This window comes from bacterium (genome assembly GCA_035529855.1).
Taxonomy (GTDB): Bacteria; RBG-13-66-14; B26-G2; order WVWN01; family WVWN01; genus WVWN01.
Window position 1 is genome coordinate 13634 of the sequence record DATKVX010000003.1, and the last position, 18799, is coordinate 32432.

Consider the following 18799-nt stretch of genomic DNA (forward strand, 5'->3'; position numbering starts at 1 on the left):
AATAGGGGGTCGCGGTGAAAGCCGTTGTCGTCAAAGGCGGGAAACTTTCGTTGGACGCGTCGTACGCCAAACCCGCGCCGGAACGCGACGAAGTCATAGTCAAGGTCCGGTACGCCGGCGTGTGCGACACCGACGTCCAACTGGCGTCGGGATACATGTCGTTCGAAGGCGTCCCCGGCCACGAGTTCGTGGGGGTCGTCGAGGGCGGCTCGGAGGCGTGGCTCGGGAAGCGCGTCGTCGGCGAGATCAACTGCGCCTGCGGCGTTTGCAGCCATTGCATCCAAGGCCGGGGCAACCATTGCACGTACCGAACGGTGTTGGGCATCAACGGCCGCGACGGCTGCTTCGCCGAATACATAATGTTGCCGACGGCTAACCTGCACGAAATCCCGGACGACGTACCCGACGAAAAAGCGGTCTTCGTGGAGCCGCTGGCGGCCGCGGTCAACGTCGTCGAATTGACCCACGTCCCGCCGACGTACGAGGTAGCGGTCGTGGGCGACGGCAAGATCGGCCTGCTGGTCGCGGAAGTGATAAGCCTGAGCGGCGCCGCGGTAGCCGTCGTGGGCCATCACCCCGGCCGCGCCGACAAGCTCGCCGCTATGGGCCGCGCCGTCCCCATATTGCGGCCCGACGAGGCGCCCGACGGCCACTACGACGTGGTGGTAGAGTGCACCGGCGCCGCCGACGGCTTGCAGCACGCCCTCCGCTACGTACGGCCGCGGGGCACCGTCGTCCTTAAGACCACCGTCGCGGACCCGTACAACGTCGACCTCGCGCCGGCGGTCATTAACGAGGTTACGGTGGCCGGGAACCGCTGCGGGCCGTTCGCGCCGGCGTTGAGGATGATAAGCGAAGGCCGCGTCGACCCCACGCCGCTTATTGAGGAAATCCACCCCGTAGAAGACTTGCCGGACCTTCTGGCGCGCGGCGCCCCGGGCCTTAAGCACCTTATAAAGTTCGAATAAAAAAGCGGCCTCAAGGCCGCTTCTTCCATCTCAAGCTTCGGCGGGAGAACGACTAACCCGCGGCCCCCTCCAGCTTCTTTATCCGCTCCTCCAGCGCGCGGATGCGCCGCGCCTGTAAGAAGTCGCCTATCAAATTAATTACGTACAACAACGTCAGGAACGAAAGCCATATCGCCACCCATCTCATCTCGTCTTCCTCCGTTCAGTCGAACAACGTCCAGTTAAATCCCACGTACGTCCGCATCCGCCGCGGTACCGAGTAGCCGGGCCGTATCACGTAGTCGCGCGCGCCGTTTATGTTCTCGAGGTTGCAGTATAGCTGAAACGAGACCACCGCGACGGAGAAGTGCGCGCCTACTTGCCAGTACGCCGGCAGCTCGTACCGGTAAGGTATCTTGAAGTACGGATACGGCTCGACGACGTACTCCGGCGACTCCGGCGCGACGTTGCGCCTTATGCCGGTGTACTCGAGGCGAGCCTCGGCCCGCAGCCTTAAATCATCTTTGAGAAAACCTTTTTGGAATCCCAACTTGCCGAAGGCGCGATGCCGCGGCACGAACCCTACTTCCTCGCCGCCGGCGCGCACCGCATCGGTTAAACAATAGCTCGCGCCCCAATCGAACCACGGCGGCAGCTTACCCTCGGCCGAGGCCTCCACGCCCCGGCGCGTAAGCTCGGCCGTCCACAACCCTTCCCCGTCGAGGTAGACGTCCTTGCCGCGGTTGTAGAAATACGCCAGGCCGGCCTCGGCGACGTTTGTGCGGTAAAAGCGCGCCCCGGCTTCATAACCGAGTTCCCGCGTTACCTCCTCGCGCCTTCCCAATTCCGCCGCCGCGGGAAGCCGTACGCCGCCGTTCAAAGACCCGTAGAACTTAACGGCTCGCGCCAGCAACGCCGACGCCGCGACGCGAGGGCTAAACGCGCCGCCGACGCCCGCCAGCGCGTCGTAGCTCGTCCCGGCCGCCAGGTAAACGCCGCCCGCGGGCCTGATTTCTTCTAAAACCCTGCCCGATACGAGAACGGCCTTTTCTCCCGCGTCGGCCTCGCCGCGGAGGCCGCCGGCCGCCTCCACCGTAAACGCGCCGCCGGCGGCGTGCGGCAACGTGTACGAAACGCCGCCGCCCTCCTCATAAGCCCGGGTTTGATGCAGCCGCCGCTCCTCGGCCTCGTGGAACCAACTCCGCGTCGTAACGTAGTATCCGCGCGCGCGTAAATCGCCCGCGCCCCAGCGCCGCCGGCCGGCCGCGCGTAGCCGGTCTTGCCAGCCCTTCTGTAACCCGGGCGCTTTGGGGGCCGTTAACCGAGAGCGGTATTCTTCCCACTGCCAAGGCGGCAGCACGCTCTCGTCGGACGCGTAATGGCCGTAGGAGACGTCCAATTCGCCGACTTCGCCCCAACGCCGAGCCACGCGGCCGTCGACGTTGGTGGAGGTGTCGCGGTCGCGGGTGTTGGGTTCCGCCGTAAGTATGCGATTGCCGCTCGCGAAGAGGTCTATCCCCCGCACCGTCATGCCGAAGTTGAAGCGGTAACGTTCGGTATCGAAAGAACCGTCGGACGCCGATAGCAGCGCGCGCGCCGATTCGCGCGGGCCCTTCATCGTCTCGACGTTGACGACGCCCGCGACGGCCCGGTCGCCGAACCGGAACGACGCCGGCCCGTTTATAACCTCCACCCTCGCGACCGCCTCCATCGGGAAAACCTTCAAGTCGGCCCAGCCGGTGGCGAGGTCGTTCACCGGAACGCCGTCCACGAGCAGCAACACCTCCCGGCCGCTCGAGCCCCGGAAACGCGGCGTCATCGTCGGGCCCTCGCGCCCCGGAACGTACTCGACGTAGATGCCGGCCTCTTCCTCCAAGACCCGGCCCAACCACAAATATCCCCTATTACGCAAGACCTCGCCGTCCAGAACGCGCGCCGTCCCGGCGAACTCGCGCGCGAGGACGGGGACGTACCCGCCGGCGGTAACCGTTTCGCTGCCGGCGTAACGCTCTTCAGCCGGCGGCTCGAGCTTATAATAATAGGGGTAGTCGTCGTCGGCCGCCGCACCGCCGCCGTACGCCGCAATACATAAGGCCAACGCGGTTTTCCTTAACATAACGTCGCGAGGTTATCATATAATTTCGGCATAATCAAAAGCAAACGAAACGCCGACGCTATGCCGCAAGAGGAAGACGACGAACGTTTCATGATGGAAGCCCTGGCCGCCGCCGTAGAAGCCGGGGCCGACGGCGAGGTCCCGGTCGGGGCCGTAATCGTATCGGAAGGCCGCGTCATCGCCCGGGGCCGGAACCGAACCGAAGCCACCCGCCAGGCCGTAGCCCACGCCGAACTCGAGGCGCTGCGAAAAGCGAGCGGCGTCGCGGGCGATTGGCGGCTGAGCGGATGCACGCTCTACGTAACGCTCGAGCCTTGCCCCATGTGCGCGTTCGCCGCGGTCCTGGCGCGTCTGGGCCGCGTCGTCTTCGGCGCGGCGGACCCGAAATTCGGCGGCTGCGGCTCCGTCGTCGACGTCCCCGCGGCGCCGTTCAATCACCGCCTAGCCGTTCGCGGCGGCGTCCTCGCCGAGAAATGCGCCGCTTTGCTGCAGGAATTCTTCCGGGGTCGCCGCGAGGAGGAGCGAAACGCTAAACAACCGTAATCGGTTTAAGTGATATAAGTTGACTTATTTAGTATAGTATGCCATTATATAACATTGTATGACTTTATCCACCCCGCGCTAACACCTGTTAAACCAACAATATAACTAAATAAGGGGATAGTATATGGGGATAAATAGACGCGAATTCTTCCGGGATTTGGGGCTCGCCGCCGGCGCCGCGGCCCTTTTAAGCCGCGAAGCGTTCGGGGCGGACGAGGCCGTGTGGCCGTACGCCCCCCTAAAAACCGCCGACGTTATAGTCTGCGAGGGCACGGCCTACAAGACGCTACTGACCCGTGCCTTCGATAAACTGGGCGGCCTGAAGAAATATATCAAGGGCGGCGACAGCGTACTGGTCAAACCGAACATCGCCTGGGACCGCGCCCCCGAGTACGGCGCCACCACCAACCCGTTCGTCGTCGCGGCGTTGGTCGAGCTCAGCCTTGCCGCCGGCGCGGGCGAGGTTAAGGTCTACGACAACACGTGCGCCAACTGCCGCCGCAGCTACGACTCGAGCGGCATCGCCGACGCGGCCCGCGACGCCGGCGCGAAAGTCTCGTACGTCGACACCGCGCTGGGAAAAACCGTAAATATCCCGAACGGCGTCGCCGTAAAAAAAGCCGAGGTCTACGCCGACGTCCTGGACACGGACGTAATAATCAACGTCCCGATTGCCAAAGACCACTCCCTCTCCCGCCTCACCCTCGGGATGAAAAACCTGTTGGGGATACTGGTCGAGAACCGCGGCCGCTGGCACCAGCGCATAAACCAAAAGCTCGTCGACCTGGCCCAAGTGGTAACGCCGACGCTTACCGTCATCGACGCCACGCGCATTATGACCGCCAACGGCCCAACCGGCGGCGAATTAGGTTACGTGAAGCGCCTTGACAAGCTCATCGTAACGACGGACGTGACCGCCGCCGACGCCTACGCTACCACCCTCTTCGGCCTCGAGCCCACGGACCTCGGCGTCGTTAAAGAAGCCCGCAAGCGGGACTTCGGCACCGCGGACGTCGAGCGTATGAACGTCTCCAAGGTCACGGCCTAAATATGCCTCCGGGCGGTTGGGAATGGTTCCGCCGATTGAGCCAGGTTGCGTTCTTCGGCGCGGCGTGCGTTTTAATCGTCGCGACGAACTACCCCCTCGAAGCTGACCTCCCGTACGACATAATTCCCCGCTTCTCGCCGCTTCTGGCGGCAACGGCTATGGCCGCGAGCCGCGCGGTCATAACGGCCTTCTGGCCCGCGCTCATAGTCGTGGCGTTGACGCTGCTGCTCGGCCGGGCCTTCTGCGGTTGGGTTTGCCCGGTGGGCGCGCTGCTCGACGCCGGCGACTTCGTCATCGCCAAAGTATTTCGCAAACGCCGGCGCGAGGGCGAAAAAGTCAGCCACCGACGGTGGCGGATCCTCCTGCTCGTAGCGCTGGTGGTATTCGCCGCGTTCGGCATCCCGCTCGCCGGTTGGTTTGACCCGCTCGCGCTATTCCCCCGCACCCTCGCGACGTCGATAATACCGTACGCCTCCATCGGCCTCGACAAGCTCACGTTACTCTTGTACGACGTCCCGAGATTGGAATCGTTCGCGAGCGCCGTACGGCAACGCGTCGTCGCCGAAAACGTCACGCTCTTCCCAGGGCACATCGTCGTCGCCGCGGTCTTGGCGGGATTGATACTCCTCGGCTTCGTACGTCGCCGCTTCTACTGCCGGTACGTCTGCCCGACGGGCGCGCTGCTTAGCGTCGTCGGTTGGGCTTCGCCGTTCGGCCGTCGCGTCGCCGGCGCCGAATGTACCGAATGCAAGAGGTGCCGTAATGTATGCCGGATGGGCGCCATCGGCGGCCGCGGCGAGGCCACCGCCCAGGCCGAATGCAACCTCTGCATGGATTGCCTGGCCGCTTGCCGGCGGGACGCGACTTCCTTCGGCTTCGGCCGCGCGAGGCCCCCCGAAAACCCTACGACGTGGGCGCCCGCCGTTACGCGGCGCGGTTTTCTCGTAAGCGCCGGCGCGAGCCTGGTCGCCGCGCCCGCGGTGCTCGTAACCGACGGCCGGGTCCAGAGCGACCTGTTCCTCATACGGCCTCCCGGCGCCCAGGAGAAGAGCGAATTCCTCGCGCGCTGCGTGCGGTGCGGCGAGTGCATAAGGGTTTGCCTTACGCAAGGGCTGGCGCCGGTTCACTTCGAAGCGGGGCTGACGGGCCTTTGGACGCCGCGGCTCGTACCCCGCAAGGGGTACTGCGAGTACCTGTGCACGCTGTGCACGCAAGTATGCCCCACCGACGCCATAAAGACGTTGACGGAAGAACAGAAGAAAAAGGAAATAATCGGCCTCGCCGTCGTTGACCGTACGCGCTGTCTCCCCTGGGTCGAGGACGAAGACTGCAACGTGTGCGAGGAGATGTGCCCCACCTCGCCTAAGGCGATCGAACTACGAGGTCGGGGTCGTTTGAAGCCGCACGTGATCGCCGATAAATGCGTAGGCTGCGGCATCTGCGAGTACGCCTGCCCCGTAGAGGGCGACGCCGCGATCGTCGTCGTAGGCGACCGCGACCGCGTCTACTTCACAAACGACGGAGGAGGCGGCCGGCACTACCGCGGCGGCCGGGGCGGTTAACCCGGCGTAACCACTGTCGGGGTTTTGAAGGGTCAGGTTAAAATGGGAACGGAGACGAAGAACGGCGACACCGCCAGGTTCGTCGTGCAGGAGCACGACGCCAGCACCCATCACTACGATTTCCGGCTGGAGATGGACGGCGTCCTGAAGTCCTGGGCCGTGCCGAAGGGCATCTCAACCAAACCGGGCGAAAGGCGCCTCGCCGTCCAGGTCGAAGACCACGACGTCGACTACATCGGCTTCGAGGGCGAAATCGAGGAGGGGGTTTACGGCGCGGGGACCGTTTCGATATGGGACCGGGGCCGGTACGACCTCGTGGACCGCAAGGATAAAAAATTGGTCTTCAACTTACATGGGGAGAAACTAAAAGGCTCGTTCGTCTTGGTTCACACGAAAGAAAAGCTTTGGCTCATAATGAAGATGAAGAAAGAAACCGCCTGACGCGCGTTACGATTCCGCCAACACCTTCGTAATAAGTTCGTCCACCATCTTCGGGTTGGCGCGGCCGCGCGTCTTCTTCATAACGTACCCCACCAGCGCGCGACGCGCCTTCTCCTTTCCGCCCTTAATATCCACGACCGCCTTCGGGTTCGCCGCCGCCGCCTCGCGGACGAACTTCTCTATATCCGACGCGTCCGAAATTTGACGGAGCCCTTTGGCGTCCAGGATAACCGCCGGTTCGCCGCCCAAGGTCATCAATTCCGCCAGGACCTCGCGCGCCGCGGGGACGTTGGCGTCACCGGCGTCGACGAGTTGTAATAGCGCCGCGAGGCCGGCCGGCGTAAGCTTAGTATCGCCGAGAACCTCGTCGCGTTCCTTGAGCTCCCGCGTAACGTCGCCGACAAGCCAATTTACGACCGCGCGCGGTTCGCCGCCGTACGCCGCCGCCGCGGCCTTCAGGAACTCCGCGTAGCCGGGCGCGAAGGCCAACATCTCGGCCTCCGCCGCCGTCGCGCCGTAATGCTCCCGCAACTCGCGTACTCGGGCCGCCGGGCCCGGGCCCAATTCTCCCTTCAAATCGTCGATATAGGAAGCCGTTATCTCGAGCGGCGGTAAATCCGGCTCGGCGAAATACCGGTAGTCCGCCCGCAATTCCTTGACGCGCGTGGGCACCGTTTTGCCGGTGGCGTCGTCGTAGTGCAGCGTGACGCGTTGCACCTCACCGCCGTCCCTTAGTGCCTTCACCTGGCGCGCGAACTCGTACTCGAGCGCGCCCTCCATGGCCTTCAGCGAGTTCAGGTTCTTGATCTCCACCTGCTCGCCCAACTTCTCCGCCCCGACCCTTTTAACGGAGACGTTGGTATCGATGCGAAAGGCGCCCTTTTCGAATTCGCAATCCGAGACGCCGGCATCAATGAGCGCGTGCCGCAAGGCCACGATATAACGCCGCGCCTGCCCGGGCGATTTAATTACCGGCCTGGAAACTGCTTCCATCAACGGGACGCCCGCGCGGTTGAAATCGAGCAACGTCTCGTCCGCCCCGACGTACGCCTCGGCGTGGGCCGCTTTGGCCGTGTCCTCCTCGAGGTGTACGCGTTCCACCGATACGACGCCGAAGCTTTCGTCATCCCAATACTCGACCTCGCCGTCGTAACCCAGCGCGCCGAAGTGCTGGCTTATCTGGAACCCCTTGGGCAGGTCGGGATAAAAATAATTCTTGCGGTCGAAAGACACCCGCGCCGGCGTAGTGCACCCGAGCGCCACGGCGGCCTTGAAGCCCAGCCGGACCGCCTCGCCGTTCACTACCGGCAACGACCCCGGCAACCCCAAGCACACCGGGCACGTCAATGTATTCGGCGCCGCGCCGAACTCGCTCGCGCACCCGCAGAAGAGCTTCGAGCCCGTCTTCAGCTGGACGTGGACCTCAAGCCCTATCGTGACTTCGAATTCGCCGTTGTCGGCCATTACGGAACGCCCTTGTCGGCGGCCGCGTACGGCTCGAGGCGCCGCGCGAGTTCCGCCGGTACGTCCGCCACGACGCGAACGCGGCCGTCGTGGTCGTCGCGCGTCAGGACCCGCCCGCGCTCGTACACTTCGGTTAAAAGGGGACCGGGCGAAAGCTCCGCCACTACGCGGACGCCCTCGCCCGCTAAAACGTCGTCCATCAACGCGACCAATCGGTCGCACCCGTCGCCCGTAGCCGCCGAAATCGCCACCGGGTTCTCGAAGCCGAGCAGCTCGTAACGGCCTACGTCGAAATCCGGTACCAGGTCGGCCTTGTTGAATACGTCTACCCGGCGCTTCTCGCGCGCCCCTAACTCGCTTAGGAGGTCCTCCACGACTTCGGCCCGGCCCTCTATGTTCGCCGCGGTCACGTCGCGGACGACGAGTATAACGTCGGCCCGCGTTATCTCCTCCATCGTAGCGCGAAACGCGGCTATGATGTCCGGCGGGAGGTTCGATATGAAGCCGACGGTATCCGCCAGCAATACGACTCGCCCCGACGGCAACCGCGCCCGCTTAATAAACGGGTCGAGCGTCGCGAACGGCACGTCGGCGGCGTACGCCTCCGAACCGGCGAGCCGGTTGAGGAGCGTCGTCTTCCCGGAATTGGTATATCCCACGATGGCCGCCAACGGCAGCGCCGCCCGGCCCGCCCTTTCCAGCGAACGGCGGCGGGAGACGTCCTTGAGCTTACGCTTCAACGTCGATATCTTGCGCATCACGCGCCGGCGGTCGATCTCCAACTTGGTTTCGCCCGGGCCGCGTATCCCGATGCCGCCCGCGGTACGGCTCAACTCACCGCCCCACCCTCGCAGCCGCGGGAGTTCGTACTCGAGCTGGGCGAGCTCCACTTGCAGGCGGCCTTCGTTCGTGCGGGCCCGCTGGGCGAATATATCCAAAATCACCGTCGGCCGGTCGACGACGCGAACGTCCAACGCCTCTTCCAAGTTGCGCTGCTGCGCTGGCGTCAACGGCTCGTCGAAGACGACGAGGTTCGCTTCCGTTTCCTTGACCTCGGCCGCGACCTCGGCCGCCTTGCCCCGGCCTATCAAGAGCGCCGGGTCGGCCTTGTTACGCTTTTGAATAACGCCGCCCGCTACCCCGGCGCCCGCCGCCCTCACCAGATTCTCGAGCTCCAGAAGCGACTCTTCGGAAGTTAATGCCGACGCGCGGCGCCAATCGACGCCCACCAGAAACGCGCGCTCGGCCGCGAAGCGGTCCGCGTCTTCGGGCCTAACCGGCACCGGGTTCCCCTTTCTCAATTTCGCGTAGATACGCCGCCAAGCCCTCTTGCCACGGCGGCATAACCTCGCCCGTGAGGGCCATATACAACGACGCGTCGAGCGCGGAATAGCGTGGCCGCCGCGCCGGCAACTCGAGGTCGGCGGTGGCTATCGCCCTTAACGGTACTCGATAACCCGTTAAACGCAGAATCTCGCCGGCGACGTCGAACCAGCTGGCCTCGCCCGAGCCGGCGACGTGCAGGACGCCGCGGAATTCTAAGCCGACGAGTTTCGCCAACGCCGTCGCCAGGTGGCCGGCGTACGTCGGCGACCCGCGTTGGTCGTCTACCACTTCCAGCGGCTCGCCTTCCTTCGCGCGCGCGATTATTTTGGATACGAAGTTGGCGCCCCCGGCGCCGAAGAGCCAGGCCGTGCGGACGATAACGTGCTCGGTAGCCGTCGCCGCTACGCGCTTTTCGCCGTCGAGTTTGCTTTCGCCGTAAGCGGACAGCGGCTCAGGTCCGTCGCCCTCTTTATAAGGAACTCGCGAACGGCCGTCGAAGACGTAATCGGTGCTTATGTGTATTACGCGCGCGCCCGCCGCCGCGGCCGCCGCGGCGACGTTTCCCGCTCCCCGGCCGTTTACGTCGAAGCATAAATCGCGTTTGCTCTCGCAGCCGTCGACGTTCGTAAACGCCGCGCAGTTGATGACGACGGCCGGCCTTTCTTCATCCATTACGCCCCGGACACGGCGCGCGTCCGTAACGTCCATCTCGGCGACGTCGACGCCGACGACGTCAAAACCGTGCCCCGGGAGCTCCCTCATCAGGGCGCGCCCCAAGATGCCGCGGTGTCCGGTAACTAAAATCTTCACGCGTTTAACCGCCGTACTGGCGCTTGTAATATTCGTCGAAAGCCTCGTCCTTAAGAGGCCGCCACCAGTCTTCGTGTTCGACGTACCAACGAACCGTCTCCTCGAGGCCCGCGTCGAACGGCGTTCGGGGACGCCACCCCAAGGCCTTAATGCGTTCGCAGCTCAGCGCGTAACGGCGGTCGTGGCCCGGGCGGTCTTTGACGTACGTTATCAGGTCGTCGCCCTTGCCGAGTAACTTCAGGATGCGCTTCGTAACGTCTACGTTCTCGAGTTCACAATCGCCGCCGACGTTGTAAACGGTCCCCGGCTCGCCCCTCTCGAGCAGCAACGCGAGCGCCTCGCAGTTGTCGCGCACGTGCAGCCAGTCGCGCACCTGGCGGCCGTCGCCGTACACCGGCAACGGTTTATCGTCGAGCGCGTTGGTAACGAACAGCGGTATTAACTTTTCGGGATACTGGAACGGGCCGTAGTTGTTGGTCGAACGCGCCACCAGCGCCGGCGCGCCGAAGGTCTTGGCGTACGCGAGCGCGAGTAAGTCGCCGCCGGCCTTCGACGCCGAATACGGGCTCGAGGGCTCGAGCGCAGCTCCCTCGCCGAACGCGCCCTCGTCTATGGACCCGTAGACTTCGTCCGTCGAGACCTGCACGAATATTTTGACGCCGTGCTCGCGCGCCGCCTCGAGCAACGTGAACGTTCCGACGACGTCCGTTAGAACGAACTCCCTGGGGAAAAGTATGGACCGGTCGACGTGCGTTTCGGCGGCGAAATTTATCACGGCGTCACAGCCGGCGATGACCCGGCGCACGACGTCCTCGTCGGCGACGTCGCCCCGTACGAAAGTGAACCGAGGATTATCGCGAGCGCTCTTGAGGTTCTCGACGTTGCCGGCGTACGTCAGTTTATCCAGGACGACCACGTCGACGCCGGGCCAGCGCTCGAGCGCGTACAAAACGAAATTCGAGCCGATAAATCCGGCGCCGCCCGTCGCGAGTATTCGTTCCATTAATCAGCTCTCCCCGTTGCGCCGCCGGGCCGCCCATATGCCGCGGCCCCGCCGCCGCGCCTCCTCTTCCGCGCGTCGAAACCGCGGCGCGAACGCCGTGTTGGGCGGGATTTCCAACGTCTTCGCCCAACCGGCGCGAACCATTTCCTCGTTCACGAAGACCAACCGTCCGGCCTCCGTACGCACGTAAACGTACGCCAGCGTTCTCCCGTAGCGGTCGTACCGTTCGCGGCCGTAGCCGAGCGACATTTTCCCTTGCGAAAGGAGTCGTTCGTTGTACCCCCGCGCCTCGTCGTAAAAAGGCTCGTCCCTCTCGGGGGCGTCGATGCCTATATATCGTACGGGCCCCACGCCCGCCATCCTGATAGTATCGCCGTCGACGACGTCGTACCTCCCGGCGCCGAACAGGAAACTTCGCCACCCGAATTCGCGGCCGCTCCTGGAGGCGATGACGGCGACGGTCGTAACCGCCGCCACGGCCAACGTGAGCGCCGCGACCAATCGCTTTTTAGAAGAGCGCGGCATCTCCCGGCGGCTCGAGCGCCACCCCCAGCAAGTCCATCATCATCTCGGCGTTGGTGACCGCCTGCCCCAGCGGGTGGTTGTTCATAAATACGTACGTCTTCTTGGCCTTGGCCGCCACTTCCTTTATCCGCGGTAACCACTCTTCCAACTCTTGCCGCGGATATAAATAATCGTACCGCTCCGCCGCTTGCTCGTGTCGCCACCACTTCTTGGCGTTGCGGCCGTGGAAGCGGAAATACCCCACGTCGGAAGTGGCCGCCGCCGTAGCCGGCAACAACCCCTTGAGGCCCGGCTCGTCGACGTTACAAAACCCGACCTTCATCTCCGACAGTTGCTCGAACGCGTCGTCGTTGACCCAGGAATCGTTTCGGAACTCGGCCACCACGCTCAGGTCGCCGAGGTACTCCGCTATTTTCTTCAGGAATTCCATCGCCGCCGGCGTGTACTTGAAGCGCCAAGGAAATTGCGCCAACAAACACCCCAGCACGCCGGCCTCCGCCATCGGCTCGACGCCCCGGCGGTAATCGCCGGCCAGCTCCTCGGTAAGTTTACCCTCGTGGGTTATGTCGCCCGTCAGCTTAACGGCGTAACTCAGGCGGGGCGCCTTGCTCGCGATCGCCGCCATGGTGCGGGCGGCCGGCAGCCGGTAATAGGTAAAATTGATTTCGACCGCGGCGAAGCGGCGGGTGTAGAAAGCCAGCATGTCGCGGTCTTTAATGTCGGCGGGGTAAAAAGGGCCCTTCCAATCCTGGTAGGAGTACCCAGACGTCCCTACTAAAATATTTCTCTTCTTCTTAACCAAATAAATTAATACGGCAACCTACTGCGCCGTCTCACGTTCACCCTGCGACGTCTCGCCGGTTAAAGGGGCGACGCCGGCGTACGTCAAAGCCTCGGCGATAGTCACGTCGTTCAACTGCCCCACTACCGACGCCGCCGCGACCCAGCCGGTATCCTCGTCCGCGGCCAAGAACGCGTTCGCCCACTCGGCGGGGAGCTCTCCCAGGCCCAGCTCTTCCCGGCGTTTACCGTGCCGCACCTTGGCCTGTTCGTCCAGGCCCGCTTTCTTAACCGCCTCTAACTTGTCTATGTAGACGACCCGCTCCTCGACGAAAGCGGCGAGCTTCTCGTCCGTTACGGCGTCGCCGAAGTCGACGCGTTTCTTCAGCGCCTTTACCAGCTTCGCCGGGATATCCTCGCGGGCGTAAAAGAGCGCCGTCTTACGGGCGTCGCGGCTCGCCGTCTCGCGAACGACGTACGCCAGCTCTTTCTCGTGCGTATAGACGGCCGAGAGGTCAAAGGGCGTCTCGACGATGTCTTTGAACTTCTGGCGCCACGTCGCCGCGTCCGCGCTTTCCGCGTCGGCCAACAGGCCCAGGCATTTGACCGCCCAGCCGTAATCGAGCGGCGGCCTGGCGAGCGTCGCCTCCACCTCGCGGCCCACCACCGCGTCCAACTCGTGCTCCTCCACGACCGACCCGCGCGGGCACTCCTCGACTACCCGGGCGAGCCAGGGATACGCCTCGGCGCGTTTACCTTCCGCCAGGTACGTCCGCGCCGTTCCCAGGAACGCGTCGTCGCACAGCTCGCCGCGGTGGTAGTCGACGACGGCGCGATACGCGTCGCGCGCGAACGCGTACTTCCGCGCCGGCATCAGCTTATCGTCCGCGACGGCCAAAACGCGTTCCGCCTCGCCGGCCGACATCTTGCCGAACGTTACGCGGCAGCTCAGGTCCGACGTTATTTTAACCGTTTTGACGTTGAAGGCGACGTAAAGGCCGCCGGCGACCGTCACCCCGACGGCCGCAAATATTAAAATCCCGTATAACTTCTTCTTGGTCAATCGCCCTCGAGTCGTCAGTTAGCCGGCTCGTCTTTGTTGGCGCCGGTATCGGCGACCAGGTTCGACGCCCGCAGGAGCGACGGAAAAGTCCCGGCGTCGGTCCACCAACCGTCCAATACGGCGTACGTCATCTTCCCCCACGCTATGTATTGGTTGTTGACGTCGGTTATCTCGAGCTCGCCCCGGCCGGACGGCTTAAGGTCCTTTATTACGTCGAAGACGCGCCCGTCGTACAGATAAATACCTATCACGGCGAGGTCGGTGGGCGGCGACTCCGGCTTCTCGATAATCCGCGTCACGCGGTCGCCGTCGACGTCCGCCACGCCGAAGCGCCGGGGGTCCTCCACCTTTTTCAAGAATATTTTGGCGCCCCGGCCGGCTTCCGCGAAGGCCGCCATCGAGCGGTTCACGTTCCCCTCAATAATGGTATCGCCCAAAATAACCGCCACCGGCTCGCCGTCCGCGAAGTCCTCCGCCAGCGCGAGCGCCGCGGCGATGCCGCCCGAGCCCTCCTGATAGGCGTAGTGGAGACGCTTAAGGCCGAACTCGGCGCCGTTGCCCAAGAGCCGCAAGAAGTCGCCGGCGAACTCGCCGCCCGTCACCACCATTATGTCCTCGACGCCGGCCTGGACCAGCGTCGTAAGCGGGTAGTATATCATCGGCTTGTCGTATAACGGCAAGAGGTGCTTGTTGGTTATTTTCGTTATGGGCAGGAGCCGGGAGCCGGTCCCGCCCGCCGTGATGACGCCCTTCATAAGCTCGAGCCTACATTATTCAAAATTAATCCAACCGTTCGATAAGCCGCCGGTACGCGGCACTACCCGCTCGCCGGGTCGGCCTCGCCCCAGTCGTACGGTATCGCCGGGTCGTCGTACGGCCGCCGGAGCTCGTCGGGTTGGTCGTAATCGTAAAGCTCGGTCGGCACGTTCACGACGTGCGCCGGCGCGCCGCCGACGGCCTTAAAGCCGTGGTAGACGCCCGGGGGCACGACTATTAGTACCGGGTTGTTCTCGCCCGCTGCGATTTCGAGAACGTTGCCGCGCGTGGGCGAGCCCTCGCGGCCGTCGTAAAGCCCTACGCGCGCTTCGCCGGCGACGACGGCCAAGTGGTCCGTCTGGCGCTCGTGGGCGTGCCACGCTTTGACGACGCCCGGCCCCGCTACCGTAACGTAGACCTGGCCGAACCGCTGGAAATGCGGGTCGTCGGCACGCAATATCTCCATCAGCCAACCCCGCTCGTCGCGCAAAAGGCGGAGCGGTTTTACGATGACGCCGTCGATAAGTTGTCCCGGTTCGTCCGGCATGACCCGCGCCGCCGTTACTCGACGACGGCCGCGGCCACGTACCCCACGACGCCGCCGCTCGCGTCGCCGGTTACGTCGCCCGAATTTTTATACTCGAGCGCTACGGCCTCCGTCGCACCCAGAGCCTTCGCGTACCAGAACGCGGCCGCCACTACGCCGGGCGCGTCTATTTCGAACTCCCCCGCGTTCTGGCCGACGAAGATCGCGAGCTCGTCGAAACGCTCAAACGTCCTAATGAACGCCCGGTCGAGCTTCACGGCTTCGTCGTAAGGGTGGTAATGGCTCAGGTCGCACGTCGCCACCGTCACGACGTCGGAACCTTCGGCCGCGACGGCCTCGGCTAACGCCTTCCCGAAGCGCGCCGCCGCGCCGGCGTCGTGTTGGCAGAAAATGAACGGTGCGATACGAGCTTCCGGGAACAGCGTCTGGACGAAGGGGAGCTGGACCTCGAGGCAGTGCTCCCGGGTGAAAGGTACGTTGCTGTACGTCACGTCGGCGCAACCGTCCGCCACCGCGGCCACGAGTTCGACGTCGACCCGCGCCACTCCCAGCGGCGTCTCGTAGCCGTCGTACGTACCGGTGGCGATGCCCGGCGAGGCGCAGTGGTGGCTCGGCCCGAGCAGGATGACCGTCGCCGGCCGACGCCCCTGGAGCTGGCGGAAGGCCGTCGCCGCGACGGCGCCGGAGTACGGATAACCGGCGTGGGGCGTTATTATCGCGACGACGTCGTCCGCCGGTACCGACGCGTCAGCGTCTCCCAACAAGCCTTCCACCGCGGCCTTCAGCTCGTCGGCTTCGCCCGGGTAGAACGCTCCGGCGACGTTCGGCGGCTTGACCGACGCTTTCTCCGCCGCGCTCTCCGCGGCCGCCGGCCGTTCGGTAACGCCCTTTTTACACGACGTCGCCGCAAACGTCAGCATCGCCGCCAGGATATAAAACCATACCGTTCTCATGTCGCACTCACCCTCTTAGAACGAGCTCTCCAGCGAAACCTTAAGGCCGGTGAACGACACCTCTGTCTGGCACACGCCGCTCGAGCATACCCGGCCTCCCCGCCGCGAGCCGTAACCGACCGACAATACTTGGTTTTGGAAGACCTTGTTGTACCACGACAGGCGAACCTCGCCCCACAACCAGTCATTCTTGTACCGGTACGTGGCCGGGATATAGTTTACGGGGTCGCCGGGGTCCACCAACTCCTGCTCCGTTTCGTCCGAATCCTCGTAACTTACGGTCAAGCCGAGCCAGGAGGAATACGTATAACCGACGTCGGCGCGGTTGGAGACGAATACCCCAGCTACCGTGTAGTCGGTCTTCTCCTCGCGCGCGAACTTCGTCGAGAACGAGTGACTATCCCACGGCGTCCAACTCACCGCCAGCGAGGGCGTGCGTTTGATGTCGCCCGACTTGTCCTCGCCAAAATAATTCAATTTCCCTAAATACTCGTACCCGCCCTCGACGACGACGGGCCAGGGCAAATCGTAGCGGACATTAGCGAAGTATTGCTCGACCTCAACGGCCTTAACGTCATTTTCGCCGACCTTGTCGTCGGCGTAGCTGTAGCCGCCGCGCGCCCGGACGTCGCTCACCGGGTTGGCGGACGCCTGTACGTAGTAGCCCCACTCGCCGCTACTCGGGCTATCCAACCCCGTTATCATGTATTCGTCCACCGAAACGGGGGGCGGGTTGTTGTAGCGGTACGCGAGGTCGTCGTACAACTTGTATTGGAACGACAGGCTCGAGCGCGGTAGATACCCGGTAACGATGCCGTAGAAACCTTTTCCTTCTACGTCCTCGGCGAAAACGGCGTCGTATCCGTCGCGAAGGGCGTACTCGCCGTACAGGTCGAAATATTGCCACCCGCCGCCCAGGCCGCCGGCGTAGAGCGTATTTTCTTCGGTGGGGTAACCTTGTGCTGGTGCATTTACGTTCTTAACTTCCGCCCGGACCGCGGAACCGGTGAGGTAGAAGAAGTCCACCGGCTTTACCGTCAATTGGCCGCCGGCGACTTTATCCTTACCTATCTCTTCCGGGCCTTCGGCAGTCACTACCTCTATCTGGCGGGAACTCCGGCCCCACAACGCGGTGACGTCGCCCCATTCCCGTCCGCCGACGGTGATGCACGCTTCCGCGACGCCGCCGTCGAGTCGTTGGTAAACGTCGAGGTCGCGGTCCTCGTACGAGCGCAACGTTAAACCTTTACCCAACGTTTTGTCGTAGTTGCCGGCGCGAAGGTCGAAGATGTCGTCGCGGTAGCGGGCGTAGCGTTGCACTATTTCGTTACCCTCGGTATCGAATTTTTCCTTTTCGGTCGTTTCGATTACCGGCCGGCGGGGGTGGTCGAACTCGGCCTCGACGCCGACGGCGAACCGCCACGCCCAGACCTCCGTCTGGAGGATGTCCCACGTCCAGCGGTGGTCGTCCTCGCGTTGGCGCATATAGACGGCCTCGTTGGTGCCGTTGACGGAGAGCCAGTCCGTTACGCTTACCGCGCCCGCGCCCGCCGCGGCCGTTAAAACTAAGACGAAGATCTTCCTATGCAAGTTCTAACCCTCCTCGGTGACGTCGTCGACGTCGGGCTGGGGTTCGCGAGCCGCGAAATATTTCTCTATTTCCGCTTGCATCTTCTTCTCGTCGCCTTTGCGGTAGCCGCTGTGTTCCCATATGACGTCGCCCTTGGCGGTAACGAGGAACGCGTAGGGATTGCCGGGGATGCCGAGCGTTTTCACCAACTCGCCGTCCACGTCGAGCAGGGTATCGAACTTAAAGCCCTGGCCCTTGAAATAGGGCTTAACCTGGGAAGAGGTGCGGGCGCTGTCCGTCGACACGGCCACGACGCCGAACCCCTCGTAATCGCCGGCGAACTTGTTTATCTCGATCAGCTCATCCTTACACGGAGCGCAACCGGTGGCCCAGAAGACGAAAGCCATGAGCTCGTACTTCGCCGCCAGGTCGTCGAAGGTTACTTTCTTGCCGTCTACGTTACAGAGTTTAAAATTGGGGACCGTCTTCGCGGCCCAGGTTGGAGTCGCGACCGCAAGTAAAACCACCGCCGCCGTTAATATCGCTCCGGTCCTCATCGGTACCTCCTAAAAAAGATATCGCACTATCTCGCTACGACGTTTAAAGGTGTTATCTCCCCGAACCGCTCAAACACGGGATAATCCAGGAGGTAAAACTCGCGGCCGGGGAACATCTCGGCCAATTCGCGGTTCCGTTCGCCGTTGTCCCGGGCGAAGACGACGCGGTCGTCGAGGAACGGCGAGCCGGGCATAGAAGACAAACAGGCCTCGCGCGGTTTTATTATCACCACCGCTCTATCCGGGATAGACGCCGCGACGCGCCGGCGCATAGCCGGGTCCGTCCACGACGACGTACCGATACGCCCCCCACCCGAATAATATCCCCGTAACTGCGGCAACGACGCCGCTAGATTTACGGCCGTTAGGGCCGCGAACACGAACGCCGCCAAACCTTCGCCCGCCTCTTCGAATCGCCGCTGCGCCTTAGCCGCTAGTATAACAAAAAACCGCGCCGTTATAAAGGTCAGGCAGAACCAGGCCGGGTAATACGCGCCGGCGTCCCAGCCCCCCGCGGCGTCCCGCAACGGCAACTGCGCGAGGACCGTCAACACGGCCGCGGCGTAGAGCGCTTTCTCGAAATCGCCCGGGGGCGGCTTCCAGAACAGCCGCCATACCGCCGGGACCAGGCACAACAGCGGCCAGCCGAACGCCTCGGTCGACAACGCCACCACGCCCCGCGCCGCGGCGGAAATAGCGTCCCGGAACCCATAACCGGCGCCGAAGCCGAAATAAGGCGCGTCGGCGAAAAACCGCGGCGGCAGGAAGACGTTGCCCGTCTGGCGCCA

At 63.7% G+C, this 18799-nt stretch carries 20 protein-coding genes; 5 read left to right on the forward strand and 15 right to left on the reverse strand.

Annotated features, from left to right (window positions below; all coding sequences use genetic code 11):
• Nucleotides 1-14: 14 nt before the first annotated feature.
• Nucleotides 15-968, forward strand: coding sequence for an alcohol dehydrogenase catalytic domain-containing protein (locus tag VMX79_00110; protein ID HUV85497.1), 954 nt, complete (start codon nt 15-17; stop codon nt 966-968).
• A 52-nt stretch (nt 969-1020) separates the two neighbouring features.
• Here VMX79_00110 and VMX79_00115 read toward each other — a convergent pair whose 3' ends face one another.
• Both VMX79_00115 and VMX79_00120 read right to left on the reverse strand, forming a co-directional pair.
• Nucleotides 1021-1155 carry a hypothetical protein gene (locus VMX79_00115; GenBank protein HUV85498.1) on the reverse strand — a complete coding sequence of 45 codons (135 nt, stop codon included), beginning with the start codon at nt 1153-1155 and terminating at the stop codon, nt 1021-1023.
• Between the two features lie 15 nt (nt 1156-1170).
• Entirely contained in the window at nt 1171-3063 is a 1893-nt protein-coding gene (locus tag VMX79_00120; GenBank protein ID HUV85499.1) for a TonB-dependent receptor, read from the reverse strand.
• A gap of 60 nt (nt 3064-3123) precedes the next feature.
• Here VMX79_00120 and tadA point away from each other — a divergent pair, with 60 nt between their 5' ends.
• The 4 genes from tadA (at nt 3124) to VMX79_00140 (ending at nt 6657) form a co-directional block, all read left to right on the forward strand.
• Nucleotides 3124-3606 carry a tRNA adenosine(34) deaminase TadA gene (gene tadA, locus VMX79_00125; protein HUV85500.1) on the forward strand — a complete coding sequence of 161 codons (483 nt, stop codon included), beginning with the start codon at nt 3124-3126 and terminating at the stop codon, nt 3604-3606.
• A gap of 124 nt (nt 3607-3730) precedes the next feature.
• Nucleotides 3731-4654, forward strand: a complete 924-nt coding sequence (locus VMX79_00130) for a DUF362 domain-containing protein (protein ID HUV85501.1) — start codon at nt 3731-3733, stop codon at nt 4652-4654.
• Between the two features lie 2 nt (nt 4655-4656).
• Nucleotides 4657-6216, forward strand: coding sequence for a 4Fe-4S dicluster domain-containing protein (locus VMX79_00135; protein HUV85502.1), 1560 nt, complete (start codon nt 4657-4659; stop codon nt 6214-6216).
• 42 nt (nt 6217-6258) lie between these two features.
• Nucleotides 6259-6657 carry a DNA polymerase ligase N-terminal domain-containing protein gene (locus VMX79_00140; GenBank protein ID HUV85503.1) on the forward strand — a complete coding sequence of 133 codons (399 nt, stop codon included), beginning with the start codon at nt 6259-6261 and terminating at the stop codon, nt 6655-6657.
• Nucleotides 6658-6663: 6 nt separating this feature from the next.
• On the opposite strand, the gene gatB is transcribed toward VMX79_00140, so the two are convergent.
• From gatB to VMX79_00205, 13 genes are all read right to left on the reverse strand, one after another.
• On the reverse strand, nt 6664-8121 hold the full coding sequence (gene gatB / locus VMX79_00145; protein HUV85504.1) for an Asp-tRNA(Asn)/Glu-tRNA(Gln) amidotransferase subunit GatB: 1458 nt from the start codon (nt 8119-8121) through the stop codon (nt 6664-6666).
• Nucleotides 8121-9404, reverse strand: coding sequence for a GTPase HflX (gene hflX / locus VMX79_00150; GenBank protein HUV85505.1), 1284 nt, complete (start codon nt 9402-9404; stop codon nt 8121-8123). The genes gatB and hflX overlap by 1 nt, the downstream gene beginning before the upstream one ends.
• A complete protein-coding gene (gene rfbD, locus VMX79_00155) occupies nt 9394-10257 on the reverse strand; it encodes a dTDP-4-dehydrorhamnose reductase (protein ID HUV85506.1) in 864 nt (287 codons plus the stop codon). The genes hflX and rfbD overlap by 11 nt, the downstream gene beginning before the upstream one ends.
• 4 nt (nt 10258-10261) lie before the next feature.
• Nucleotides 10262-11260, reverse strand: coding sequence for a dTDP-glucose 4,6-dehydratase (rfbB, locus tag VMX79_00160; protein ID HUV85507.1), 999 nt, complete (start codon nt 11258-11260; stop codon nt 10262-10264).
• Nucleotides 11261-11263: 3 nt separating this feature from the next.
• Nucleotides 11264-11785, reverse strand: a complete 522-nt coding sequence (locus tag VMX79_00165; protein HUV85508.1) for a thermonuclease family protein — start codon at nt 11783-11785, stop codon at nt 11264-11266.
• Nucleotides 11769-12587 carry a DUF72 domain-containing protein gene (locus VMX79_00170; protein HUV85509.1) on the reverse strand — a complete coding sequence of 273 codons (819 nt, stop codon included), beginning with the start codon at nt 12585-12587 and terminating at the stop codon, nt 11769-11771. Before VMX79_00170 ends, VMX79_00165 begins: the two co-directional genes overlap by 17 nt.
• 18 nt (nt 12588-12605) lie before the next feature.
• Nucleotides 12606-13628 carry a hypothetical protein gene (locus tag VMX79_00175; GenBank protein HUV85510.1) on the reverse strand — a complete coding sequence of 341 codons (1023 nt, stop codon included), beginning with the start codon at nt 13626-13628 and terminating at the stop codon, nt 12606-12608.
• A gap of 14 nt (nt 13629-13642) precedes the next feature.
• Entirely contained in the window at nt 13643-14383 is a 741-nt protein-coding gene (locus VMX79_00180; protein HUV85511.1) for a sugar phosphate nucleotidyltransferase, read from the reverse strand.
• Nucleotides 14384-14445: 62 nt separating this feature from the next.
• Nucleotides 14446-14931: a dTDP-4-dehydrorhamnose 3,5-epimerase family protein gene (locus VMX79_00185; protein ID HUV85512.1), complete on the reverse strand. Its 486-nt coding sequence runs from the start codon at nt 14929-14931 to the stop codon at nt 14446-14448.
• A 14-nt stretch (nt 14932-14945) separates the two neighbouring features.
• The gene (gene amrB, locus VMX79_00190) at nt 14946-15884 is read right to left on the reverse strand and encodes an AmmeMemoRadiSam system protein B (protein HUV85513.1); all 939 of its coding nucleotides are present in this window, start codon (nt 15882-15884) and stop codon (nt 14946-14948) included.
• A gap of 15 nt (nt 15885-15899) precedes the next feature.
• Nucleotides 15900-17474 carry a DUF6029 family protein gene (locus VMX79_00195; protein HUV85514.1) on the reverse strand — a complete coding sequence of 525 codons (1575 nt, stop codon included), beginning with the start codon at nt 17472-17474 and terminating at the stop codon, nt 15900-15902.
• Nucleotides 17475-17477: 3 nt separating this feature from the next.
• On the reverse strand, nt 17478-18011 hold the full coding sequence (locus tag VMX79_00200; GenBank protein HUV85515.1) for a TlpA disulfide reductase family protein: 534 nt from the start codon (nt 18009-18011) through the stop codon (nt 17478-17480).
• A gap of 26 nt (nt 18012-18037) precedes the next feature.
• A partial coding sequence (locus VMX79_00205; GenBank protein HUV85516.1) for a hypothetical protein occupies nt 18038-18799 on the reverse strand: 762 nt, incomplete at its 5' end.